The 19,898-nt window shown below is 58.5% G+C and carries 15 protein-coding genes and 1 tRNA gene; 9 read left to right on the top strand and 7 right to left on the bottom strand.

The window, feature by feature from the left end; translation table 11 throughout:
* The coding region (locus ABIQ96_RS00835; RefSeq protein WP_348212632.1) for a GNAT family N-acetyltransferase at positions 1–472 on the top strand (472 nt) is incomplete at its 5' end.
* A gap of 64 nt (positions 473–536) precedes the next feature.
* Here ABIQ96_RS00835 and lpxI read toward each other — a convergent pair.
* The 5 genes from lpxI to ABIQ96_RS00860 form a co-directional block, all read right to left on the bottom strand.
* Positions 537–1,364, bottom strand: coding sequence for a UDP-2,3-diacylglucosamine diphosphatase LpxI (gene lpxI / locus ABIQ96_RS00840; protein ID WP_348212633.1), 828 nt, complete (start codon positions 1,362–1,364; stop codon positions 537–539).
* 46 nt (positions 1,365–1,410) lie between these two features.
* Positions 1,411–1,490, bottom strand: a tRNA-Leu gene (locus tag ABIQ96_RS00845).
* 356 nt (positions 1,491–1,846) lie between these two features.
* The gene (locus ABIQ96_RS00850; protein ID WP_348212634.1) at positions 1,847–2,077 is read right to left on the bottom strand and encodes an addiction module protein; all 231 of its coding nucleotides are present in this window, start codon (positions 2,075–2,077) and stop codon (positions 1,847–1,849) included.
* 72 nt (positions 2,078–2,149) lie between these two features.
* A complete protein-coding gene (locus ABIQ96_RS00855) occupies positions 2,150–4,579 on the bottom strand; it encodes a DUF87 domain-containing protein (RefSeq protein ID WP_348212635.1) in 2,430 nt (809 codons plus the stop codon).
* Between the two features lie 81 nt (positions 4,580–4,660).
* Positions 4,661–5,275 (bottom strand): hypothetical protein, encoded by a 615-nt coding sequence (locus ABIQ96_RS00860; protein ID WP_348212636.1) that lies wholly within the window; start codon positions 5,273–5,275, stop codon positions 4,661–4,663.
* A 262-nt stretch (positions 5,276–5,537) separates the two neighbouring features.
* Here ABIQ96_RS00860 and ABIQ96_RS00865 point away from each other — a divergent pair, with 262 nt between their 5' ends.
* The 6 genes from ABIQ96_RS00865 to ABIQ96_RS00890 all read left to right on the top strand — a co-directional run bounded on the left by ABIQ96_RS00865 (position 5,538) and on the right by ABIQ96_RS00890 (position 13,604).
* Entirely contained in the window at positions 5,538–6,548 is a 1,011-nt protein-coding gene (locus tag ABIQ96_RS00865) for a MoxR family ATPase (protein ID WP_348212637.1), read from the top strand.
* Between the two features lie 28 nt (positions 6,549–6,576).
* A complete protein-coding gene (locus ABIQ96_RS00870) occupies positions 6,577–8,289 on the top strand; it encodes a hypothetical protein (protein ID WP_348212638.1) in 1,713 nt (570 codons plus the stop codon).
* Between the two features lie 10 nt (positions 8,290–8,299).
* Positions 8,300–9,295 (top strand): ABC transporter ATP-binding protein, encoded by a 996-nt coding sequence (locus ABIQ96_RS00875; RefSeq protein ID WP_348212639.1) that lies wholly within the window; start codon positions 8,300–8,302, stop codon positions 9,293–9,295.
* 74 nt (positions 9,296–9,369) lie between these two features.
* Positions 9,370–10,839, top strand: coding sequence for a hypothetical protein (locus tag ABIQ96_RS00880; protein ID WP_348212640.1), 1,470 nt, complete (start codon positions 9,370–9,372; stop codon positions 10,837–10,839).
* Entirely contained in the window at positions 10,836–11,717 is an 882-nt protein-coding gene (locus ABIQ96_RS00885; RefSeq protein ID WP_348212641.1) for a DUF58 domain-containing protein, read from the top strand. The genes ABIQ96_RS00880 and ABIQ96_RS00885 overlap by 4 nt, the downstream gene beginning before the upstream one ends.
* Before the next feature lie 117 nt (positions 11,718–11,834).
* A complete protein-coding gene (locus ABIQ96_RS00890) occupies positions 11,835–13,604 on the top strand; it encodes a BatA and WFA domain-containing protein (RefSeq protein WP_348212642.1) in 1,770 nt (589 codons plus the stop codon).
* A gap of 53 nt (positions 13,605–13,657) precedes the next feature.
* On the opposite strand, the gene ABIQ96_RS00895 is transcribed toward ABIQ96_RS00890, so the two are convergent.
* Positions 13,658–14,014 (bottom strand): winged helix-turn-helix domain-containing protein, encoded by a 357-nt coding sequence (locus tag ABIQ96_RS00895; RefSeq protein WP_348212643.1) that lies wholly within the window; start codon positions 14,012–14,014, stop codon positions 13,658–13,660.
* Positions 14,015–14,064: 50 nt separating this feature from the next.
* Here ABIQ96_RS00895 and ABIQ96_RS00900 point away from each other — a divergent pair, with 50 nt between their 5' ends.
* Both ABIQ96_RS00900 and ABIQ96_RS00905 read left to right on the top strand, forming a co-directional pair.
* A complete protein-coding gene (locus ABIQ96_RS00900) occupies positions 14,065–14,622 on the top strand; it encodes a hypothetical protein (protein ID WP_348212644.1) in 558 nt (185 codons plus the stop codon).
* A gap of 15 nt (positions 14,623–14,637) precedes the next feature.
* On the top strand, positions 14,638–17,325 hold the full coding sequence (locus ABIQ96_RS00905; protein ID WP_348212645.1) for a VWA domain-containing protein: 2,688 nt from the start codon (positions 14,638–14,640) through the stop codon (positions 17,323–17,325).
* Between the two features lie 4 nt (positions 17,326–17,329).
* On the opposite strand, the gene ABIQ96_RS00910 is transcribed toward ABIQ96_RS00905, so the two are convergent.
* Positions 17,330–19,639 (bottom strand): peptidylprolyl isomerase, encoded by a 2,310-nt coding sequence (locus ABIQ96_RS00910; protein WP_348212646.1) that lies wholly within the window; start codon positions 19,637–19,639, stop codon positions 17,330–17,332.
* Positions 19,640–19,898 lie beyond the last annotated feature (259 nt).

Here is a 19,898-nt window from a genome sequence, read left to right on the forward strand (position 1 = left end):
CATGATCGACATGTTGGTGCGACTCTATGATTTGCCGGATTCGGCAGCCCTCTATCACGCAACGACCGCCCAAGGGGTGACGCTGAGGCGGGCGCGAGCGTTTGAAAAACACGCGGTCGCGGCCTTCGCCAAGGCCCATTTCTCGGAAAAATGGGTGAGCGAAGTGGAAGTGGCGATGACCCGCCAGCCGATCGCCTGCTTCATCGCCACCCGCGACAAGCAGATCTTGGGCTTCGCGTGCTACGACACCACCCAACGCGGATTCTTCGGCCCGACCGGGGTTTCGGAAGCTGCCCGCGGGCTGGGCTTGGGCAAGGCGCTGCTCTTCAAAGCGCTCGAAGGCTTGCGGGATATCGGCTACGCCTACGCGATCATCGGCGGCGTGGGCCCCAAGGAGTTTTACGCGAAAAACTGCGGGGCGATCGAAATCCCCGGCAGCGATCCGGGGACGTACGTGGATTTGTTGCCGTAGGGGCGACCACCGGTCGCCGCGAGTTCATTTCCTTCAGATCAAACGCGGCGACCGGTGATCGCCGCTACACCGCGTGAATCCCGATGTGATGCTTGTCGCACAACTCCACGATCCGCTCCTTCTCTAACATCAAGGTCTTCCCCGCCTCCACGGCGATGCACCCCACCCCGGCGGCGGCGCAGGTCTCGATGGTTTGCGGGCCGATGACCGGCACGTCGAAGCGGAAATCGTGGTTCGGCTTGGAAACTTTTACTAACATCACATCCTTGCTGCGGCCGAGTTCGCCGCCGCGCTTGATGCAGGCGTTGGTGCCTTCGAAAGCCTCGGCCGCGAGGATCGTCCCGTGGCGGATCACCACGCTTTGGCCGATGTCGAGCCGGCTGGTTTCCTTGGCGATTCGGAAGCCGAACTCCGCGTCCGCAAGCTGGCGCTTTTTAAATGCCGGCCCGCAAACCGGCCCCGGACCCGGCAGCAGGTCATCGAGAAATGTCGTCGCGGGAAGCAGAGTGATCCCGTCCTTCGCAAGCTCATCCGCGACCGCACCGAAAATCGTTTCCGCATTCCGCGCCTTCAGCCGCGCCATCACCATCAACGCCCGCAAGTCGGTCCGCAGTTCGAAGAGATTTTTCGGGGAAATCTGCCCCATCATCACCGCCTCGTTGGCTCCCTCCCGGCGGAAGAACTTGATCGGCTTGCTCAATTGCCCGACGCGAACCCATTCGGTGGCGTCCACCAAAGTCTCCAGTTCCGGCCGGGTCTCGCCCGGAAATCCACACATCACCAAGCGGACTCCCGGGGACTCCCGGCGGGCCGCCGCGATGAAAATCTCCGGATAAACGCCGCTGCCGGCGACGATTCCAATGGTCCGGGGGCTCGGGGTGGGAGTGGCCATGCTGCGTGTGTCGGGGAAATAACCGGCTGTCGCAGTGAGTGAAAGGTAGCGGCTGTGGGACTCGAACCCACACTCGTTAGAACTCGATTTTGAGTCGAGCGCGTCTACCAATTCCGCCAAGCCGCCTTGGTGCGCGGCAGATTGGCGGGCGGATTCGCGGAGGGCAAGAGGATTTCTGTCAATCTACGGGCCAACTTATTCGGACAGCCTCTCCTGCCAATAATCCGGGTGCCTACTCTGGTGCTTGAACGCGAGGATCCGGATTTCATCAGGTAAAAGCCGATAATAAATCGAGTATGGAAAGCGGTTCATGATGAAGAGCCGAACACCATTTTCGACCATCCGAAATCGTTCGGGAGTGGATTGAATCAAGCGGATGGAATCGTCCGCCATGTCCAAAAACTCAGTCCCTAGCGCTGCAACCCGACCCTCGTAAAAGCGGGCGGCCTCGATGAGTTCCAACTCGACTTCAGGGTGGTAAGTCAACCGCATCCGATCGCCTTTCGAGCGGCTTGCATGACCTCTTCGTGAGTACGCCCAACCACAACACCGGACTCAAGTTCACCATCCCGGCGGATCGCATCACGCAGTGAATCCTGCTCGGGGGAATCGGAAAGATTCGAGTCGATGCTCTGCCACAGCGCCTGAGCCATATAAACTCTTTCGGAAAGCGGAAGAGCAATGGCCTCGGCAACTAATTCCTTGGTGGACATGTCCGAAGGTTACCTGTTTGGGCTGCTTGGGTCAACGTTCCATCCAATACCCATGCTTGCTGACGTTTTCGATCACCACGCCTTCTCCCCTCGCCCGTCACACGGCAGCCATAACAGCGCCACCGTTTGCACCTTCACATCGGTCTTCGCCGGCTTGATGGATTCGGTTTCCAGCGACAGCGATGCGGAGTCGTAGGTTTCCGTGAGTTTGGCGATGGCGGCTTCAAGGTCGGCTTTCGCAGTTTCGATTTCGGCGGTGATGCCCTCGACCTTCGCATCGGCGGCGGCAACGTCCTCGTGTTGCTTGTAGGCACCGGTCGCCTTGCCGATCGCAGAGGTGCCCCGGGAAAGAGAGCCGAGTCCGGATTTCCGGCCGAGGAACGCGCCGAGGATGCCGCCGAGCACGGAGACTCCGGCCTGCATGACGGCGGATGTGGACTCCGCCTTTTGTTTGGCCAGCTGGCCTTCCGCCGTCTGGAGGCGGGTCTCGATGGAGGAAATTTTCTTACCCGTCGCATCGCGAAGCTTGTCAATGGCAGCATCCCGCGCTTCACGGGCCTCATGGCCCAACCGTGCACGGAAATCCGCTTCGCTCTCACCGAGTTTCGACCATTCCTTGAGCACCGGGCAGGAGAAAACATCCGCCCGCTCGTTCCGATAGAGCCATTCGGCGAAATCCTTTTCGACCTGCTTGTAATTCGCCGCGTTCATCGCGAATCCGGGAAGCGCCGCGAAACCCGCCCCGGCAACGGGCTCGGTCCCGTCGAGTTTGGGTGGCACCGGAAGCGACTTTTCCCAATCGATTCCCTTGTCGGTGACCGGGTTCACGAAACTCACGGTGCGCGATCCGTCCACGCCGGTCTTCGTCGATGAAAAATGCACCAACCCGGTCCGCAACAAGTGCGGCTGATAGGTGATGTCATCGCCGGACCCGGCGGGCTGCACGAAGATCTCGGTGACGCCCGCACCGACGTTCGGTCGGGCAGCCGGGGCAGCGGCGGGCGCGTTCATCCCGGGCATGCCCATCGGGTTCGCTTCAGCGGCTGGCTTGGCATCCTTGGCCGTGCCGAAATCCCCACGCTTCGGGTCCATCAGCGTCTTGATCTGGCCACGCGTCAACGGCCCAGTTAGATAACTCATCGCCCAACGGACATGGAAAAGCACCGGAGCATCCTCGTGGACGTTGTTCATCAGGAAAACGCGGTTGCCGAGGCCGGAAATGAGTTTCTCCATGCTGCCGCGGTCGAACTTTGCATTCTGCGATCCGGCGGCACCTTCGAGGCCGTCGAGCACGCGGAGTTTGTCGCGTTCGGTTTGCAGGCGACCGAGGAACCAGGTGCCGATGTTGGAGAGTGCCTTATAATCGAGGTCCACCGGATTTTGCGTCGCTAACAAACAACCCAGTCCGAAGGCGCGGCCCTGTTTCAGGATCGTCATCATCGGCCGCTTCGACGGAGGATTCGCGCTCGGCGGAAGGTAGCCGTAGATTTCATCCATGTAGAGGATGGCCCGCAGCGAGGTCGTGCCATTTTGCGAACGCATCCAGCCGAGCATCTGGTTTAATAACAGACTGACAAAAAACATCCGCTCGGTGTCGCCGAGATGGGCGACGGAGAAAATGGAAATGCGCGGTTTACCGGCGGACGTGTGCAGCATTTTCGCGATGTCCAGTGGCGGACCTTCGAGCCACGTCGCGAATCCGGGTGATGCTAACAGATTATTGAATTTCAACGCCAGCGTCTGCCGCTGCTTCTCGGGCATGAATGATTCCAGATCGATCACGCCCACCTTGTCGAACGCCGGTTTCTGGATATGCCGGACCAATGTCTCCAACGTCACATTCTGCCCGTTCGCCCACGCCTTCTGGAAAATCGCGGCGACCAATACCGCTTCCGGACTTTGGATCGCATCCGCGCTCACACCGACGAGCGACAACAGCGAGGAAACCGTGCTCTCCACGCGCTCGCCCAACAACTCCGCATCGTCCATGATTTCAAACGGCGGAACTTCCAGCGAACTCAGGATGCTAACGGGAATCCCCGCCTTGCTGCCGGGGGTGAAAATATTGATGTCCACCTTGTCGCGGAGCGTCGCGATGCGCTCCGGTCCCTGCCCCCAATCAGCAAGCCCCGATTTCCACATTTCCGCCGTCTGGGCGGCGAAATCATCCGGAGAAATCCCCTTCTTCGCCGCGTCGTCTTCATTGATCCAAGGACGGAAACTTTTCGCATCGAGATCGGGAAACATCAGCAACAGGTTCGAGATGTCGCCCTTGGGATCAATGATGATCGCCGGGATGTTATCCATCGCCGCCTCTTCCAACAGAGCGAGGCAAAGTCCGGTTTTCCCCGAGCCGGTCATGCCCAATACCACGCCGTGCGTGACGAGATCCTTGGAGTCATAGAGAATCAGATCGTCATCCACTTTTTTCGCCTCCGGATCGTAGCCGCGTCCGAGGTAGAACTGCCCGAGTTTTTCGTAATCCGTGGAGGAAATTGACATGATGCGGAGATGCTGCAACGCTTCTGGAAAAACGCCAGCAGGAAGATAAGCCAGATACTCACCCTGCCTCGAAGGACGGTTTCAGTTCGTCACCGAACAGTCTCTTTCCCGCCTTCTTCTGCCTGTCCGAAGTAACAGGACAGCCGAAGCCACGCATGAAATCAACATGGCCGAAGGCTCTGGAACTGGAGTCGCGACCACCGTAAACATATTGGCGGAACCACTCCCATTCGCGCCGAGCGTGAGGTTGCCGGCTGGAGCAATCATGGAATAAACGGAATAAGGAAGGTTGCTCCCTACCGTCAGGATGTTAACCCCGCTGTCGGCAAACCCTTGATTCGCCACCCACGGCATCGTCGTCGGGAGACTCGAAACCCGGTCATCAATCAGAAGATAAATTTTGGAATCCATCGAGAGCGTCAGGCGGAGCTGGTAGTCCGATTTCGCATTGTCACTGTTATCCATTTGTATGAAATCCGCATTGATCAGATAAGACGGCAAGGTGCCGTACGCGAGGCCGGAATCAACATAAAGATGACCTCCGGAACGAAGATCGCCTGCGGAAACACTCTCGGAGACCGCGGGATTGATACTGTCGACATCCAGACGTTGGATCGAAATGATCACCGCCGCCTCGGAAAGGATGGCTGATAGAAAAAACACCGGTAAGGCAACCAAGATGAGGGATCTTTTCATGGTTTTTTCATCAGAGGTCCTAACAATTCATTCCCCGGTTGATCGCATCCATTTCACAGTGGAATTCCGCCCGTTCGTTCGGATCAATTGCAACAATCCGGGAATACGGCAAGTTTCAAAACACGGATGCCACCCGGGGGCAGGGTCCTCCCGGACCGGCTTATTTCCGCCGGCCACGAACATTGCCCCCGCGATTCATCAAAATTTCACACGTTCGTCATTCCCAAGAGCCTGAGTTTCGTTAGTGTCTCCGAATCAATCCATGGAAAACGCCACTGAAACGGAAGTCGCCGATGCCGCCAAACACCTCCGCTCCCTTTCCGCGGGGCTGAATCAAGTGCTATTCGGCCAGGAGGAACTCATCGATCTCGTGATCACCGGCGTGTTGGCGCGGGGGCACATTTTGCTGGAAGGCCTGCCGGGGCTGGGGAAAACGGAGTTGGTCAAGGGCCTGTCGAAGCTGCTGAAACTCGGAACGAAGCGGGTCCAATTCACGCCCGACCTGCTGCCCGGCGACATCACGGGGAACCCGGTGCTGCAGGAAATCGACGGCCGCCGCGAATTCGTTTTCCAGCCGGGGCCGCTTTTCACGAACATCGTGCTGGCCGACGAAATCAACCGCGCCTCGCCGAAAACCCAGTCCGCCCTGCTCGAAGCGATGCAGGAACGCCGCGTGACGGTGCTGGGAAAAACCCACGATCTGCCGAAGCCGTTCTTCGTCCTTGCGACTCAAAACCCAATCGAGCTCGAAGGTACTTATCCCCTCCCCGAGGCCCAACTCGACCGTTTCCTGTTCAAACTGGAAGTCACCCGCAACGACGTGGCGACGCTCCAACGGATCGTTTCACACCGCGAACTCGGCACCGATCCGCAGGTGGACCCGGTGATGAGCGCGGAAACGCTGGACAGCCTGCTGGAACTCGTTAGACGGATTTATCTGCCGGACGTGGTGGCGAACTACATCGCCCGCCTCGTGGACGCCAGCCACCCCGGCCAATCCGCCGCCTCGCGTGGCATCCGCTACGGTGCCAGCCCGCGGGCGGCGCTCGCGCTGGCCTCCGGAGCCAAAGCCCGCGCGCTGATGCAGGAGCGGACGAACACGAGTTTCGAGGATGTCAAAGCGATCGCCCCCGCCGTGCTGCGCCACCGGATCGTCCTCGACTACAATGCGCGGGTCGAAGGCCACACGACCAACGACATCGTGCGGGCGCTGTTGGAAGAGGTTCCTTTCCAAGCCACCGCAACGCCGCGGGTCCTCAGCACGAAATCCTAAGCTCCCCATTTCGAAACAAAGATTCTCCATGCTCCGCTTTCTACTCTTCCTAACACTCGCTTTGCGGGTCTCCGCCCAGGAAACCATGATCCGCGAGGTCTATGATCCCGGGACCGACACCCATGTCGAAATTGTCGCGCTGTTCACCAAGCCATCGCCGGGAGGATTCCTGCCGGTGCGGGTCAAGATCGCCAACAACCTGAAGGTGGACCGCGACATCCGGATCGACTTCGAATCCGGCAGTTCTTATCCGATCGAACTCAAGACCCACTCCTTTTTCGATTTCGCCGCCGGCGCGGGCAAGACCGTGACTCGGGACATCATGGTGCCCCTTTCGCCGCAGGGAGTGACCTATAGCAGTAATGCAACGGTCGTCGCGAGCCTTAGCGGTTCCTTGGGAAACGCCAACAATTCCATTTCCTCAGCCTTCGAGACCAACCAGCCGGCGGTTCTTCTCAGCGAGTCGCTTTTCACACCCAACGCGTCTACACTGGACAGTGAAATAGCCACCAAATTCAGTAGCTCCGGCGGGAGAACCGAGTTCGCGGGAAAATTCGATCCCAAACAACTACCCGACGACTGGCTTGCTTTTTCCGGATACGACAGCGTGATCATGACTGATAGCGATTGGACGAATGTCCCTCCCGGCGGCCGCAATGCCATTCTCTCGTGGGTCAGACTCGGCGGACAGCTTTTGATCTACGCGAAAAACACGGCGACCCCTTCGTCGTTGGAACTGCCGCAAGAAGCCGGCTTCGGTTCCGTTTCCTTCCCCTCCTTCCTCACCGGCAGCAATTTCGCCCGTGACATGGTGCGCGAGGTGATGGCAAATCCTAACAAACCCCAACAGGTTTCCATCCAGAATGACTTCAGCGGCGCCTGGCCGCTTCAGACTCTCTTCGGCGCGCAAACATTCCGTTACTCGCTTTTTGTCGCCGTGCTGATCATTTTCGCAATCCTCGTCGGCCCCGTGAATCTTTTCGTCTTCGCCAAAAGCGGACAACGCCACAAGCTCTTCATCACCACGCCGATCATTTCGCTCGGCGCCAGCCTCGTCCTCATCGGCATGATCATCGTGCAGGACGGCTTCGGCGGCTCCGGCATCCGGCGGGTGCTGATGGAAGTCCGCCCGGACGCAGGATTGAACGCCGCTTACCTCCATCAGGAACAATTCAGCCGGACCGGCGTCATGACAGGATCCCGGTTCAAAATTCCAACACCGGCCACCTTCACGCCGGTGCCGATCGCCCCGAGCCGCTGGGCTCGTTTCACCAGCGGCCCCGGATCCAAAGGCATTTTCGATCTCCAGCCTACCGATGGCAAAATCGATGCCAACGGCGATTGGTTCGAGAGCCGGTCCGAGCAAGGCCAGGTTCTATCAGCCGTCATCTCCACCCGCGGGCGCATTGAAAAAACCGACACGCCGGGCACCTACCTTTCCACCTTCGAGTTCCCGATCGATACGATTTACTATCTCGACGAATCCCAACAATGGCAACGGGCCGACGGAATCCAGGCAGGCAAGCGGTTCACCTTCACGCCTGTCGATCCGTCCATGGCGCTCGCCCCGCTGATCACCGAGGAAAAAGCGTTCTCCGCACGAAACAAGAAATTCTTCGACTCCGTCAGAAACCGCACCGGCCATTTCGTCGCCCTCACCACCCACGCTCCTGGCATCGACACCAACCCGGCAATCCACTGGAAGGAAACCCGAACCATCATCACCGGACCGGTACTCTAACTCATTTCCCATGTCCGCTCTTAAAATTCAAAATCTTTATCGCTATTTCGGCCACCTCAAGGCGGTCAACGGCGTTACGTTCGAGATTCCCCACGGCTCGGTCTGCGGTTTTGTCGGCGCCAACGGCGCCGGAAAAACGACCACCATGCGGATCCTCGCCACGCTCGACTACCCGACGCTCGGCACGGCGGAAGTCTGTGGAATCAACGTGGTCCATCACCCGGCGGAAGTTCGCAAGCTGATCGGCTGGATGCCCGACCATTTCGGAAATTACGAACACATGACGGTGCTCGAGTATCTGGATTTCTACGCGCGGGCGCTCGGCTACAAAGGCAAGGAACGCCGCCAACGTATCCAGGAAGTGATGGATTTTACCGATCTGGTCCCGCTGGCCGAGCGCTTTTCTAACAAGCTATCCAAAGGGATGACCCAGCGCCTCGGCCTCGGCCGCGCGCTGCTTCACGATCCCCAGGTCCTGATCATGGACGAGCCCGCCGCCGGTCTCGATCCGAAGGCCCGCGTGGAACTCAAGCACCTGATCCGGGTGTTGGCTAAGGAAGGCAAAACGATTTTCATTTCCTCGCACATTCTATCCGAACTCGGCGAGATGTGCGACTCGCTGCTTTTCATCAACAACGGCCGCATCGTCCATCACGGCGATTCCGAAACGTTGCGGCGCGGGTCGGACACCATGGGCGGCGTACTTTACGACGTGCAGATCGACGGCAAACCCGAACTCGTCTCCGACTGGTGCGTGCTCCAGCCGAATGTTGAATTCCTCGAATCCCGCAAACTCGGCGGCCGCATTCGCATCGACACAGAGGATCCGACGAAGGCCGCCGACGTCCTCGCCCGAATGGTCAAGGACGGTCTCCGCATCACCGAGTTCCACCGCGAGCAACGGAATTTGGAAGACGCGTTCATCGACATCATCGGCCGCCTGGATGCGGGCAAACCCGCCATCCCGCCTCCGGCGGATGAAGAGAAGTTAATGATTGAAAGTTGATGGTTGATCGCAAGACCAAGACCACTCGCTTCTTCATCCTCTTCACCATCAACTCTCAACCATCAACTTCTTCAATGTCCCTCGTCCATCTCACCGATTTTTCCGACAAGCTCTCGCCGATGCTGGTCAAGGAGCTGCGCCAAGGCATGCGAGCTCGCAGCTTCACGATGCTGTTCCTCATCTTCCAGGGCCTGCTGGCGCTGATCCTCCTAACTGCCGGCGCTTCCGTGGATTCGAACGGCGCGGGAACCGCAGCGTCCGGGATTATTTTCACGATGTTCTCCATCGCCGTGCTGTTCATCCAGCCGATGCGCGGAGTGAACGCGCTCTCAACCGAGATCACTGGAAACACGATTGAAATGATGGTGCTCACCCGGTTGAGCGCGTGGCGGATCGTTTTCGGAAAATGGATCGCCATCGTCAGCCAATCGGCGCTCATCCTCACCACGATCATTCCCTATCTGATCCTCCGCTACTTTTTCGGTGGAATGATTCTGCTGGGCGAATTGGTGTTTCTCACTCTCATCTTTCTCACCTCAATGGCCCTCACCGCCGTGATGGTGGGATTCTCGGCGACTTCGACCAAGCTCGTCCGCGTTCTGCCGATTGTCGGAATCATCATCCTGGCCAACGTCGTTCCGGGATTTCTTTTCCGCGGAAGCTTTGGCTCGGGAATGAGTTTCTTCACCCTGTCGGACTGGCCGTCGAGAATGGTTGTTTTCTGTTACGTCGCGTTCATCACCTACTTCGGTTGGTGCGCGCTCTCCAATGGAACCTCGGCCATCGCGCCGGTTGCTGAAAATCATTCGACCATCCGGCGACTGATCGCCCTTGGACTCGCATGCATCACCGCCTTCGCCGGTTTGCACCCTGATTTCGCGCCGGAGGCGGTCGCGGCATTTCTCGCGATCATTCTTGCTCCCGCCGTGATCACCGCCCTAACCGAACCGGCCATCGTTTTGCCACCGGTTTGCAAACCCTTCTTGAAACGCGGGCTGCCGGGCAGAGTCGCCGCCGCATTTCTCCTCCCCGGTTGGCCGACAGGAGTGTTTTATACTTCCTTGATGGCGGGCGTCGGCATCGCCGGTATCGCTGTCGCCACGGTTTCAAAACCCCACCTCACCTTCGATTCCGAATTCGCCATTGTGTGCCTCGCCTGTTTCGGAGCCATCCTGCTCCCCGCCCTGTTAGCTGCTGCTTTCAGCAAACAGGAGACCAAAAGGTTCACCAATTTCATGGCGTTTCTCGTGGTATCAATCGCCCTGACCGTTGGGGTGGTGACGCTGGCCGGAGTGAACAATCACCAGGACCTGCTATGGTTCTTCATCTGGAATCCCCCGGTCTTCGTCGCGATGCTTGCAGGCTCCCATTTCGATCACGATACCTTGCTCATGGCGGCCACCGTAGTGGACTTTTTGATCCTCGCACTGTTGATCGTAACCGCGATGATGGGCTATCGGGATTATGACCGCATCTTCGTGGAAACCGAAGAGGGCCTGGCTCGCGATGCCAAGCCTGCGGAACCAAGCATTTCAGGAATATGAATACCGCTTCGCTGCAACAGTGTCATGCTAACGCCCTGACCGCGGCTGGCAGAGTCCGGCTGCCGTTGCGCTCGCGGGTGTGGAAAGGCCAGGCCGGCGAGTTCACCGGCGGCGGCACCGGATCGTCGATGGATTTCCAAGACCACCGCGCCTACTCCCCCGGCGATGATCCGCGCCATATCAACTGGCAGGCCTACGCCCGCACGGGCAGTTACACAATGAAACTGTTCCGCGAGGAAGTGCGGCCGGTAGTGGACCTCATCCTCGACGCCTCGGAGTCGATGTTCTTCGATGAAAAAAAAGCCACCCGCACCGCGGAGCTTTTCTATCTGATTGCAGAGAGTTCGCAATCCGCCGGAGCCTCGCTGACCCTTCACGCCGTCCGTGGCGATGCCACGCTCATGCTGGATCCTTCGACACTCCGCAGCCATCAATGGCTGGAAACCGCGCGGGCGTTGCCGGCCGGAGATCCGGCGAAAGCACCCGACCTCACCCGCTTGCCACTGCGGGTGAACGCCATCCGCGTTTTCCTATCAGACCTACTGTTCGCAGCCGATCCAGAACCGATCCTCCGCCACCTTGGCCAACGCCATGGTTCGCTGGTCCTTTTTTCCCCGTTCCTGGAATCCGAAGCTCGCCCCGGCTGGTCGGGAAATTACGAGTTCATCGATCCCGAACGAAACTCCCATCATCCGCACCGGATCGAGCCAGCCACCCTGCGGCGCTATCAGGAGGCTTACGTGAACCACTTTGCCCTCTGGAAACAACACGCCCGCCGCCACCAGGCGGCATTCGCCCGCATTCCCTGTGAGGAAGATTTAGCCACCGTGCTGTTTCGCGAAGCTGTCCCAGCCGGAGCGCTTGAACCGGCGAGATGATAAAGAATAAATTCAACCGCAGATGAACACGGATACACGCAGATGGAAGAGAAAATGATCAATGGTATTTTCTCGATCTAACTATCAACCATCAACTCCGGACTATCAACTTCTTCCGTGCTCACCCTCGCAAATCCTCTCGGTCTTCTCGCGCTACTCGGCATTCCCGTCGTGCTGGCGATCCATTTCCTCCAGCGGAAATCCATCGAGCTGCCCGTATCCACGCTTTTCCTGCTAGAGCGGACCCAGCGCGATGCCGCCAGCGGCAGGAGACTGGAGAGGATCATCTCGTCCGTGCCGCTGTGGATGCAGTTGCTCGCGGTGGTGCTTCTCGCGTGGTTTCTCGCAGAGCCGAGGTTTCAGAAATCAGGCAGTGTCCAGCGTATCGCCATCGTGCTTGATTCGTCGGCGTCCATGGGTGTTTTCAAACAGGAAGCGATCGCCCGCCTCGCGGCGGAACTCCCGCTTTTCCAAGGCCCGGCGACCACGGTCGAGCTGACGGTCATCGAATCAGCCCCCAGCCGTCCGAGACTCTACGCCGGATCGTCGGTCGATGAACTCAAGGCGGTCCTGGAAAAATGGAAACCGCTCGACGGCCTCACCGATCCGACACAAGCCCTCCGGCTCGCCCGTTCGCTGGTATCCCGCGAAGGCACCGTGATTTACCTAACCGACACTCCCGCGGACTCGCTGCCGTTCGAAGCCCGGCTCATCGCCATCGGAGCACCGATCGAAAACGCCGGCTTTACTGGGGTTACGTTCGCCACCGAGGAAGGCGCGCTCGTCTGGCGGGCACTCGTTAGAAACTACGCGAAAACCGCGGTGGACCGCACTTGGACGATGCAAACCTCAACCGGCAGCACGCCACCCCGCCCGCTGCACCTCGCCCCCGGAGCGCTGGTCACGCTCCAAGCGGCTTTTCCCGCTGATGCGAAAAACGTGCGCATCGCCCTTTCGCCCGACCGCTTCACTTTGGACGACACCCTTCCGTTGGTGGCTCCCCAGCCGAAAACTCTTTCACTTTTCACCGCCACTTCGCCGGCCTTCGCCGACCTGACAACCAAACTCCTCCGCGCTCTCGATTCAGCGGTTGCCACCAACGACGCCTCGACCGCCGATCTGGCAATTACTTCCTACGACCCGCTCGATCCCGTGCTGCCACCGGGGAACTCGATCATTTTCGTCGAAGACAGCACCCGCACCGGAGCCTATCTCAAGGGCGGAATCGTCGCGGAGCACCATCCGTTGTTGGACAATCTCAATTGGCAATCATTGCTTGTTAGAGAAACCATCGAACTCGACCGGCTGCCAAGCGACACCGTCATCCTATGGCAGGACAAACGCCCGTTGATCTTCCTCCGTGAGAAGCCCGCGACTCCGGAGCATCCCGCCAGCCGCCAACTCTGCTTCAACTTCGACCTTCGGCTTTCCAACGCAGCCAACCAACCCGCCTTCATCGTGCTGCTCCATCGCTTCGCCGAGTCCATTCGCGAAGCAAAAATCGCCCCTACCTCCGCGATGCTTGAAACCGGCCAGCCGATCAAAATCACCACCGCACCGAATCTGCCGGTTCAATTCACCGCCGCCGATCTGACCGGCAAATCGTTTCCGGCCCCCGATTCCACCCAACAAGCTCCGCTCATCCCCTCGTTCCTAACGATCCGGCAGAACGACCTCACGCTCCTCGATGCCGCCGTATTCTTCGCCGATACCCGCGAAGCCGATTTCACCTCCTGCGGGAAATCCGACACCAACAAAGCCGTCAACCAATCCACCATCGAACGCCACACCCGCCCCGATCCGCTATGGCGCATGTGGATCCTGCTGCTCGTCGCCGCGCTGCTCGTCTCGTGGAAATTCAATGCACCACGGGAGGTCCCGGCATGAGAAATAGGACTGATAGAATCGATGGGATCGATGTGAGCCATCTTGCCGGGAACTTACTCCTTGCTGTAGATGATCGGTTTGTCCTTGGAGCGGTGGCGGCGGCGGATGGCGAAGCGCTCCTCTTTGATTTCAAGCGACATGCTGTCATAGTACACCGCCACGAGATCTCTCAGTCGCGCCGCAGCCTTGGACCGGGGATTGAAGGAATACACCACGGTGCGACCGTGACGCATGGCAACAAGCACCCCTGCCCGTTCGAATTTCTCAAGCTGCCGCTGCACCGAATCGAGCGATATTCCGAAATCGCTGGAAACCGCTCTGCCATAAGACTCACCATAGTGAAACAAGTGGAGCAGCACGGCTTCCGCCGCGCGACTTCCGAACATTTCCGCCAATGCAGTGGAATTCATGACCCGGATGTCAGGTCATATGACCGCAATGTCAAGTCAGTTAAAAAGTCATGAATGCTCCGAATTTCAAAAATTGCACCGAGGAGGAGCTATGGCGCTATGTGGCTTGGCATCTCGAAAGTGCCGGGGTCCGCACGGTTCTCGTGGGCGGCGCGGTCGTTGCCATTTATACAGAGGGGCTTTACCGCTCCGGCGATCTCGACTTGGTTCCGGATGATTTTCAAAAATCGAAAATACCCGTGGTGATGGAAAGCATCGGATTCCTGCCCGGCAAGTCGCGGCATTACAGAAATCCGGACTGCGGGCACCTCTTCGTCGAGTTCCCACCAGGTCCCGTCGAACTCGGCGACGAATTTCGTGTCACTCCCGACGAAATTCTTGTCGAGGGCAGAACGATCCGTCTGCTCTCTCCGACCGACTGTGTGAAAGATCGACTCGCGGCCTATATCCACTGGAAACGTCGTGCCTGCTATGACCAGGCACTGCTTGTTTGCCGCCGTCAGAAAGAACGCGTGGACCTGAAAAATTTGGGCAAGTGGTGCGAACGGGAAGGCGGCTCGGCAGCATTCAAGGAAGTGCTCGAGCATCTCTCGGAAACTGGTGACTGACTCAATATTTCTCCCATGACCTTCACATCCCCGGAATATTTCCTCCTGATCCCCGCGCTCGCGTTGGCGGGATGGTTCTGGCGCGGACTGAAATTGCATTCGCCGCTGCGGGCGGTGCTGCTGCTGTTAGCGATTATCGCGCTGGCCGAGCCGGTCATCCGGCATCAACAGAACTCGCTGGATCTTTATGTCCTGCTCGACCGATCGGACTCGACGGAGGATTTGATCGACAAGGGATTTCCCGAATGGAAGCGGCTGTTGGAGGAATCGAAGCCAAGCCACCGGGACACGCTGCATTTCATCAACTATGCCAGCGAGGTGGCGGAAGTCGGAGCCGATGGATCGTCCTTCACCGGCTCGCGCAAACTCACGAAGTCCGGTCTCGCGCTGCAATCCATTGCCGCGCAGACCGACGAGAAGCGTCCGTCGCGGGTGCTGCTTTTCACGGACGGTTACTCAACCGAACCGCTCCACGAGGCGGCGGCGCAAATGCAGGCGCGGGGCATTCCATTGGATTTCCGGCTGATACGGGATGAAAAGGAAAACGACTTCCGCCTCGCCCACATCGGTTTCCCGGAGCGGGTGCAGGTCGGCGAACCGTTCCTCATTTCACTAACAGTCCGAGGATCCTCCGACAAAACATTTCCACTGATCCTCCGCCGCAACGGCCAAACGCTGACAGAATCCTCCGTCACCCTCGTCAACGGCACGGCAACCGTCGAGTTCACCGATCGGATTCCACGCGCGGGTGGATTCGAGTATCAGGCTGAAATCCGGCCTGAAAACGACGCACATCCGGGAAACAACCAGGCAACCCGCTGGATCGAAATCACTGGCGGTCCGCGCATCGTCCTTGCCACTCGCTATGCCGATGATCCGGTGGCCAAGGCACTGTCAGCGCTGGATTTCACGGTGGAAACGATTAGCGATCCCTCGCAGCTCAAACCGGGTCTCATCGCCGGCGCGCGTGCCGTGATTCTGAACAACGTTCCAGCGCACGAGGTTCCGACCGACTTCATGAAATCGCTGGATTTCTTCGTGCGCGAGCAAGGCGGCGGGCTACTGATGGCGGGTGGCGATCATTCGTTCGGTTCAGGCGGTTATTTCCAATCCCCCATCGATTCGCTGTTGCCGGTATCGATGGAGTTGAAATCCGAACACCGCAAACTCGCAGTGGCGCTCGCCATCGTCATGGATCGCTCGGGTTCGATGTCGGTCGGAATCGGCGGCGGGGTCACCAAGATCGATCTGGCGGACTCCGGCGCGGCGAATGCGATTGATTTGTTAGGACCGATGGATCAGGTCACCGTTTTCGCGGTGGACAGCGAGGCGACGAAGACAATTCCCCTCACTCGGATCGAGGGTAAAAAAGCAGAACTCGGCGCCCGTGCCCGTAGCATCAAGTCTGCGGGCGGCGGCATCTATGTTTATACCGGGCTGAAGGCCGCTTGGGAGGAATTGAAAAAATCACCTGCGGGGACGCGGCATGTGATTCTGTTTTCCGATGCGGCGGATTCCGAGGAACCGGGCGATTACAAGAACCTGATCAAGGAAATGACCGACAACGGCGCGACGATTTCCGTCATCGGACTGGGAACTAACAAGGACTCGGATTCGGCGTTGTTGGAGGATGTCGCCAAGCTCGGAAACGGCCGGATGTTTTTCTCCAACCAGCCGTTGGACATCCCGAAAATCTTCGCCCAGGAAACGGTGACCATCGCCCGCTCCGCGTTCATCAAGGATCCGGTAGGTGTCAAAGTGACAGGCCGCTGGGCGGAGATTTCGCCGAAGCCGGTGGACTGGTTCAAACAAGTGGACGGCTACAATTTATCATACGCCCGCGATGATGCGACGGTCTCGCTGATGTCTGCTGACGAATATCTGGCACCGCTCGTCGCCCATGCCCGGCGGGGTCTCGGACGCAGTGCGGCGGTGTCATTTCCGTTAGGCGGCGAGTATTCGGAAACCACGCGGAATTGGCCTGGCTACGGCGATTTCCTCCAAACGCTCGGCCGTTTCCTGATGGGCGAGGACACTCCGCCGGGTATCGCGCTACGCCACCGGTTGGACGGCACTCGGCTGACCCTCGATTTGCTTTACGACACCGGACTATGGGGGCAAAAACTCTCCGCATTGCCACCCAAGGTCCGGCTGCAGGACGATGCCGGCGGCGCCACGATGGACATCCCGTGGCGGAGGATCGCTCCCGGGCATTTCTCGCTAACACGCGACCTCGATGAAGGCAGCATCGTCCGCGGAGCGGTGCAGGTCGGGGAAAACGCGCTGCCATTCGGACCGTTGAGCGTGGGCTCGTCGGTGGAGTGGGCGTTCGAACCGGAACGGCTAACCGAGCTAAGAGCGGTCACCCATCAGACCGGTGGACGCGAGTTGCTGGACATTTCAAAGGCCTGGCTGCGCCCGCCGTTCGTCGCGGAAACCGCGCTGCGTCTGCCATTGGGAATCGCACTGGTATTGCTGACTCTGGCGGAAGCGCTTCTCACGAGAACCGAGTGGAAACTGCCGCAATTCGCACTGCCTAACCGGGTGCCGAGAGCACCGCGGATCAAGGTGGCGAAAGCCAGGCGGGCGGAAAAAGTGGAACCACTGCCAGCGATCAACGAGGAGAAGAAACCGGAACCTCAAGTGACGACGGAAGAGACTGCCAGAAGCACACGATTCCAGCGGGCCAAAGATCGCAAATAGCGTTTCAGGAAACGGTCACCGTGAAAGTCTGGGTCACCGTATTTCCATCCAAGTCGGTCGCTTTGACTTGAATGGTGGCGGTGCCTGCGGCCACTCCGGTGACGGTGATGTCCGTCCCTGTCAGCGTGGCCGTGGCGATGGCCGGTTGTTGGCTGATCACTTCATAGGTGAGAATCGGAGCCGGACCGGAGGAGGTGACCTTCACCAGCTTGGTGGGATCAAGCACGGCCGGAGCAGTGGCATCATCGATCGGCACGTCCTCGAGGATTTGAGTTCCGCCATCAACGGTGATGTCATAATCGTCGATCGGCAGGTTCTTGATTTTATCGATCACCACCATCCCCTTGCTGGGAACCCGGCCGAACACGGTGAACCCGCCATTCTGCACGTCCAGATTCGCGGAATTGTCCTTCACGTTGACGAACCACTCCGAGGTCGCACTGTTAGGCAGGCCGCCGAGTTTCGCCATGGCGACGGTCCCCCGCAAGTTCGAGATCCCCGGTTCGTTCACCACCGGGTCAAAATGTGGGATTTTGGTAAAGCCGTCGTCAGCCGTGTATTTGTAGCCGCCGCCTTGGACGACGAAGTTCGTGGGAGCCCGGTGGAAGAACATGTTGTCGTATTCTCCCGCATCCATGTAGTCGATGAAGTTGTCCACGGTCAGCGGAGCCGCATTGGGAAAGAAGATGATGTCGAACTGGCCGCTGGTGGTGTCGAATCTGGCGGCGCTAACAGTGTCGGGGTCGCTGAATTTTCCGGTAGCGGAAACGACCGTCGTGCCGGCAACCGCGAGGGTTTTCGCACCAAATGTGGCGGCAATCACCGGCGGCGAGGTCGTCCTCACATTCACCGTGCGGATGGAGGTGGTTCCGTCGCTGAACGTCGCGGTGACGGTCAGGGCGAAAGTGCCGTCGTGATCGACCGTTCCCGAAACTGTGCGGGTGACGGAATCGTAGGTTAAGCCGTCCGGCAATCCGGTGACGGTCACGCCTGTCAGAAGAGCGGTGTCGGTGATATGGACCTGATAGGAAAACGCGGCCCCAATGGAAAGCAGCGGACTGAGGTCACCACCCACACCGTCCTTGGTCTTGGCCTGGATCAATCCAGATGACGGGGAATAGCTCGCTGAGAAGAAATCTGCTGCTACGGCGTGGACCCGGATGTCGTAGTTCTGCCCCGCGTCGAGACCGGTGATCGTATAGGTTTCGATCCCCGCTTCGGTGTATTTCGAGCTGAATGTCGATGTGCCTACCTTGCGGTATTCGATTTGATAGTTGGTTTCGCGCGTGGAATTGTCCTTCCATTTCACCGTGAGCGAGCTGTCGGTGCGGGCGGTCATCGCGACCAGCGTGGCCTTGGCCAACGGGGTTGATCGGGTGGATACGACGTTGGAAAAGCCCGAATAGGAGAACTCGGTGCCGACCATCCGATAGGAGCGGATGCGGAATTGGATATCCGTATCGAGAGGGAAATTCTTGAGCACTTCGGTCGAGGTGGTGTTCGTTCCAAATCTCCAGCTCCACGCAAACTCGCCGGTGCCGGTCTTTTGTTGGATTTCAAAGCCGCTCTCCGCACTCGACCGGTCCTTCCATTTGAATTTGAAAGAACCCTCAACATCGGCGGTTACTTCCAGGTTTTCGGGAGCCTGCAAAGACTTGGTTGTGGCCGCCGCAATATTCGATGGACCGGTTAACTTGGTGCCCCTGAAGGCTCTTACGCGGAACTGATAGGACTTCGATGGCAACATTCCTGTGGCGACCACGTTGAATTTCACGTCCGGTTGGGTAGTCCCCAGGGTTTTCCATATTTTGGCGCTGGGATTCTTTAATTGGATGAGATAGCCGCCTTCCGAAGTCGAGTTATCCGTCCAGACCAGCCGGATCCGGCCATCATCAAGCGTCGTGGCGGTCAATCCGGTCGCGGGGGCAAACGTCGCTGGCGAAAGGGCTCGGACAACCACACTCGGAGTGAGGGCCGAGATTTTTTCCGCTCCCGCGGCTCCATTGTAGGCTGCCAGTTGGAAAACCAGACCGAAGCCCGGAAGGTCATTGGTGATGACCGTGTAGGATGTGATGTCCTTGGTGGGAATGTAGAGGAAGTGCTGGGGGGCTCCGCCTTTGAGCGAAATTCTCACATCCCAGCCCAATTCATTAGTGGAGTTGTCTTTCCACTTCAGCTTGAAGGAATTCACGCCGACCGGGGTGACTTGCAGGTCGGAAGGAGCCGCGGGAGTGCTGGTGTCTTCTGCGTTTGCCTCACCGATGGCGCAGAGGACAGACAGGAAAATCGATGGGAAAAGGCGACGGAGAGGCATGGCAAGAGTGACCGCAGTTTTACACAAATCAGAATCGTGGCAAAGTGTTTCGCGAAATCTCAAGGAAATAGCCAATCACAAAGTCTGATTCTCCACGGTCTGATCCGACAAACGCAGGGATTCCGGATCATTCCTGCTTGTGAAAAGAAGTCCGATTTTTGCAAACGACAATTCCCGAGCTGCAAATTAATTAGGATCTACGAAATACCATGAAACACCACATTTGGTATTCTATTTGGATTTAAAACACCAGATGGAG

The organism is Luteolibacter sp. (genome assembly GCF_039920825.1).
Classification (GTDB): domain Bacteria; phylum Verrucomicrobiota; class Verrucomicrobiia; order Verrucomicrobiales; family Akkermansiaceae; genus Luteolibacter.

Coding starts and splice junctions, on each gene's coding strand:
- lpxI (WP_348212633.1), bottom strand. CDS start 1,364: ATGGCCACTCCCACCCCGAGCCCCCGGACCATTGGAATCGTCGCCGGC.
- ABIQ96_RS00850 (WP_348212634.1), bottom strand. CDS start 2,077: ATGTCCACCAAGGAATTAGTTGCCGAGGCCATTGCTCTTCCGCTTTCC.
- ABIQ96_RS00855 (WP_348212635.1), bottom strand. CDS start 4,579: ATGTCAATTTCCTCCACGGATTACGAAAAACTCGGGCAGTTCTACCTC.
- ABIQ96_RS00860 (WP_348212636.1), bottom strand. CDS start 5,275: ATGAAAAGATCCCTCATCTTGGTTGCCTTACCGGTGTTTTTTCTATCA.
- ABIQ96_RS00865 (WP_348212637.1), top strand. CDS start 5,538: ATGGAAAACGCCACTGAAACGGAAGTCGCCGATGCCGCCAAACACCTC.
- ABIQ96_RS00870 (WP_348212638.1), top strand. CDS start 6,577: ATGCTCCGCTTTCTACTCTTCCTAACACTCGCTTTGCGGGTCTCCGCC.
- ABIQ96_RS00875 (WP_348212639.1), top strand. CDS start 8,300: ATGTCCGCTCTTAAAATTCAAAATCTTTATCGCTATTTCGGCCACCTC.
- ABIQ96_RS00880 (WP_348212640.1), top strand. CDS start 9,370: ATGTCCCTCGTCCATCTCACCGATTTTTCCGACAAGCTCTCGCCGATG.
- ABIQ96_RS00885 (WP_348212641.1), top strand. CDS start 10,836: ATGAATACCGCTTCGCTGCAACAGTGTCATGCTAACGCCCTGACCGCG.
- ABIQ96_RS00895 (WP_348212643.1), bottom strand. CDS start 14,014: ATGAATTCCACTGCATTGGCGGAAATGTTCGGAAGTCGCGCGGCGGAA.
- ABIQ96_RS00900 (WP_348212644.1), top strand. CDS start 14,065: ATGAATGCTCCGAATTTCAAAAATTGCACCGAGGAGGAGCTATGGCGC.
- ABIQ96_RS00905 (WP_348212645.1), top strand. CDS start 14,638: ATGACCTTCACATCCCCGGAATATTTCCTCCTGATCCCCGCGCTCGCG.
- ABIQ96_RS00910 (WP_348212646.1), bottom strand. CDS start 19,639: ATGCCTCTCCGTCGCCTTTTCCCATCGATTTTCCTGTCTGTCCTCTGC.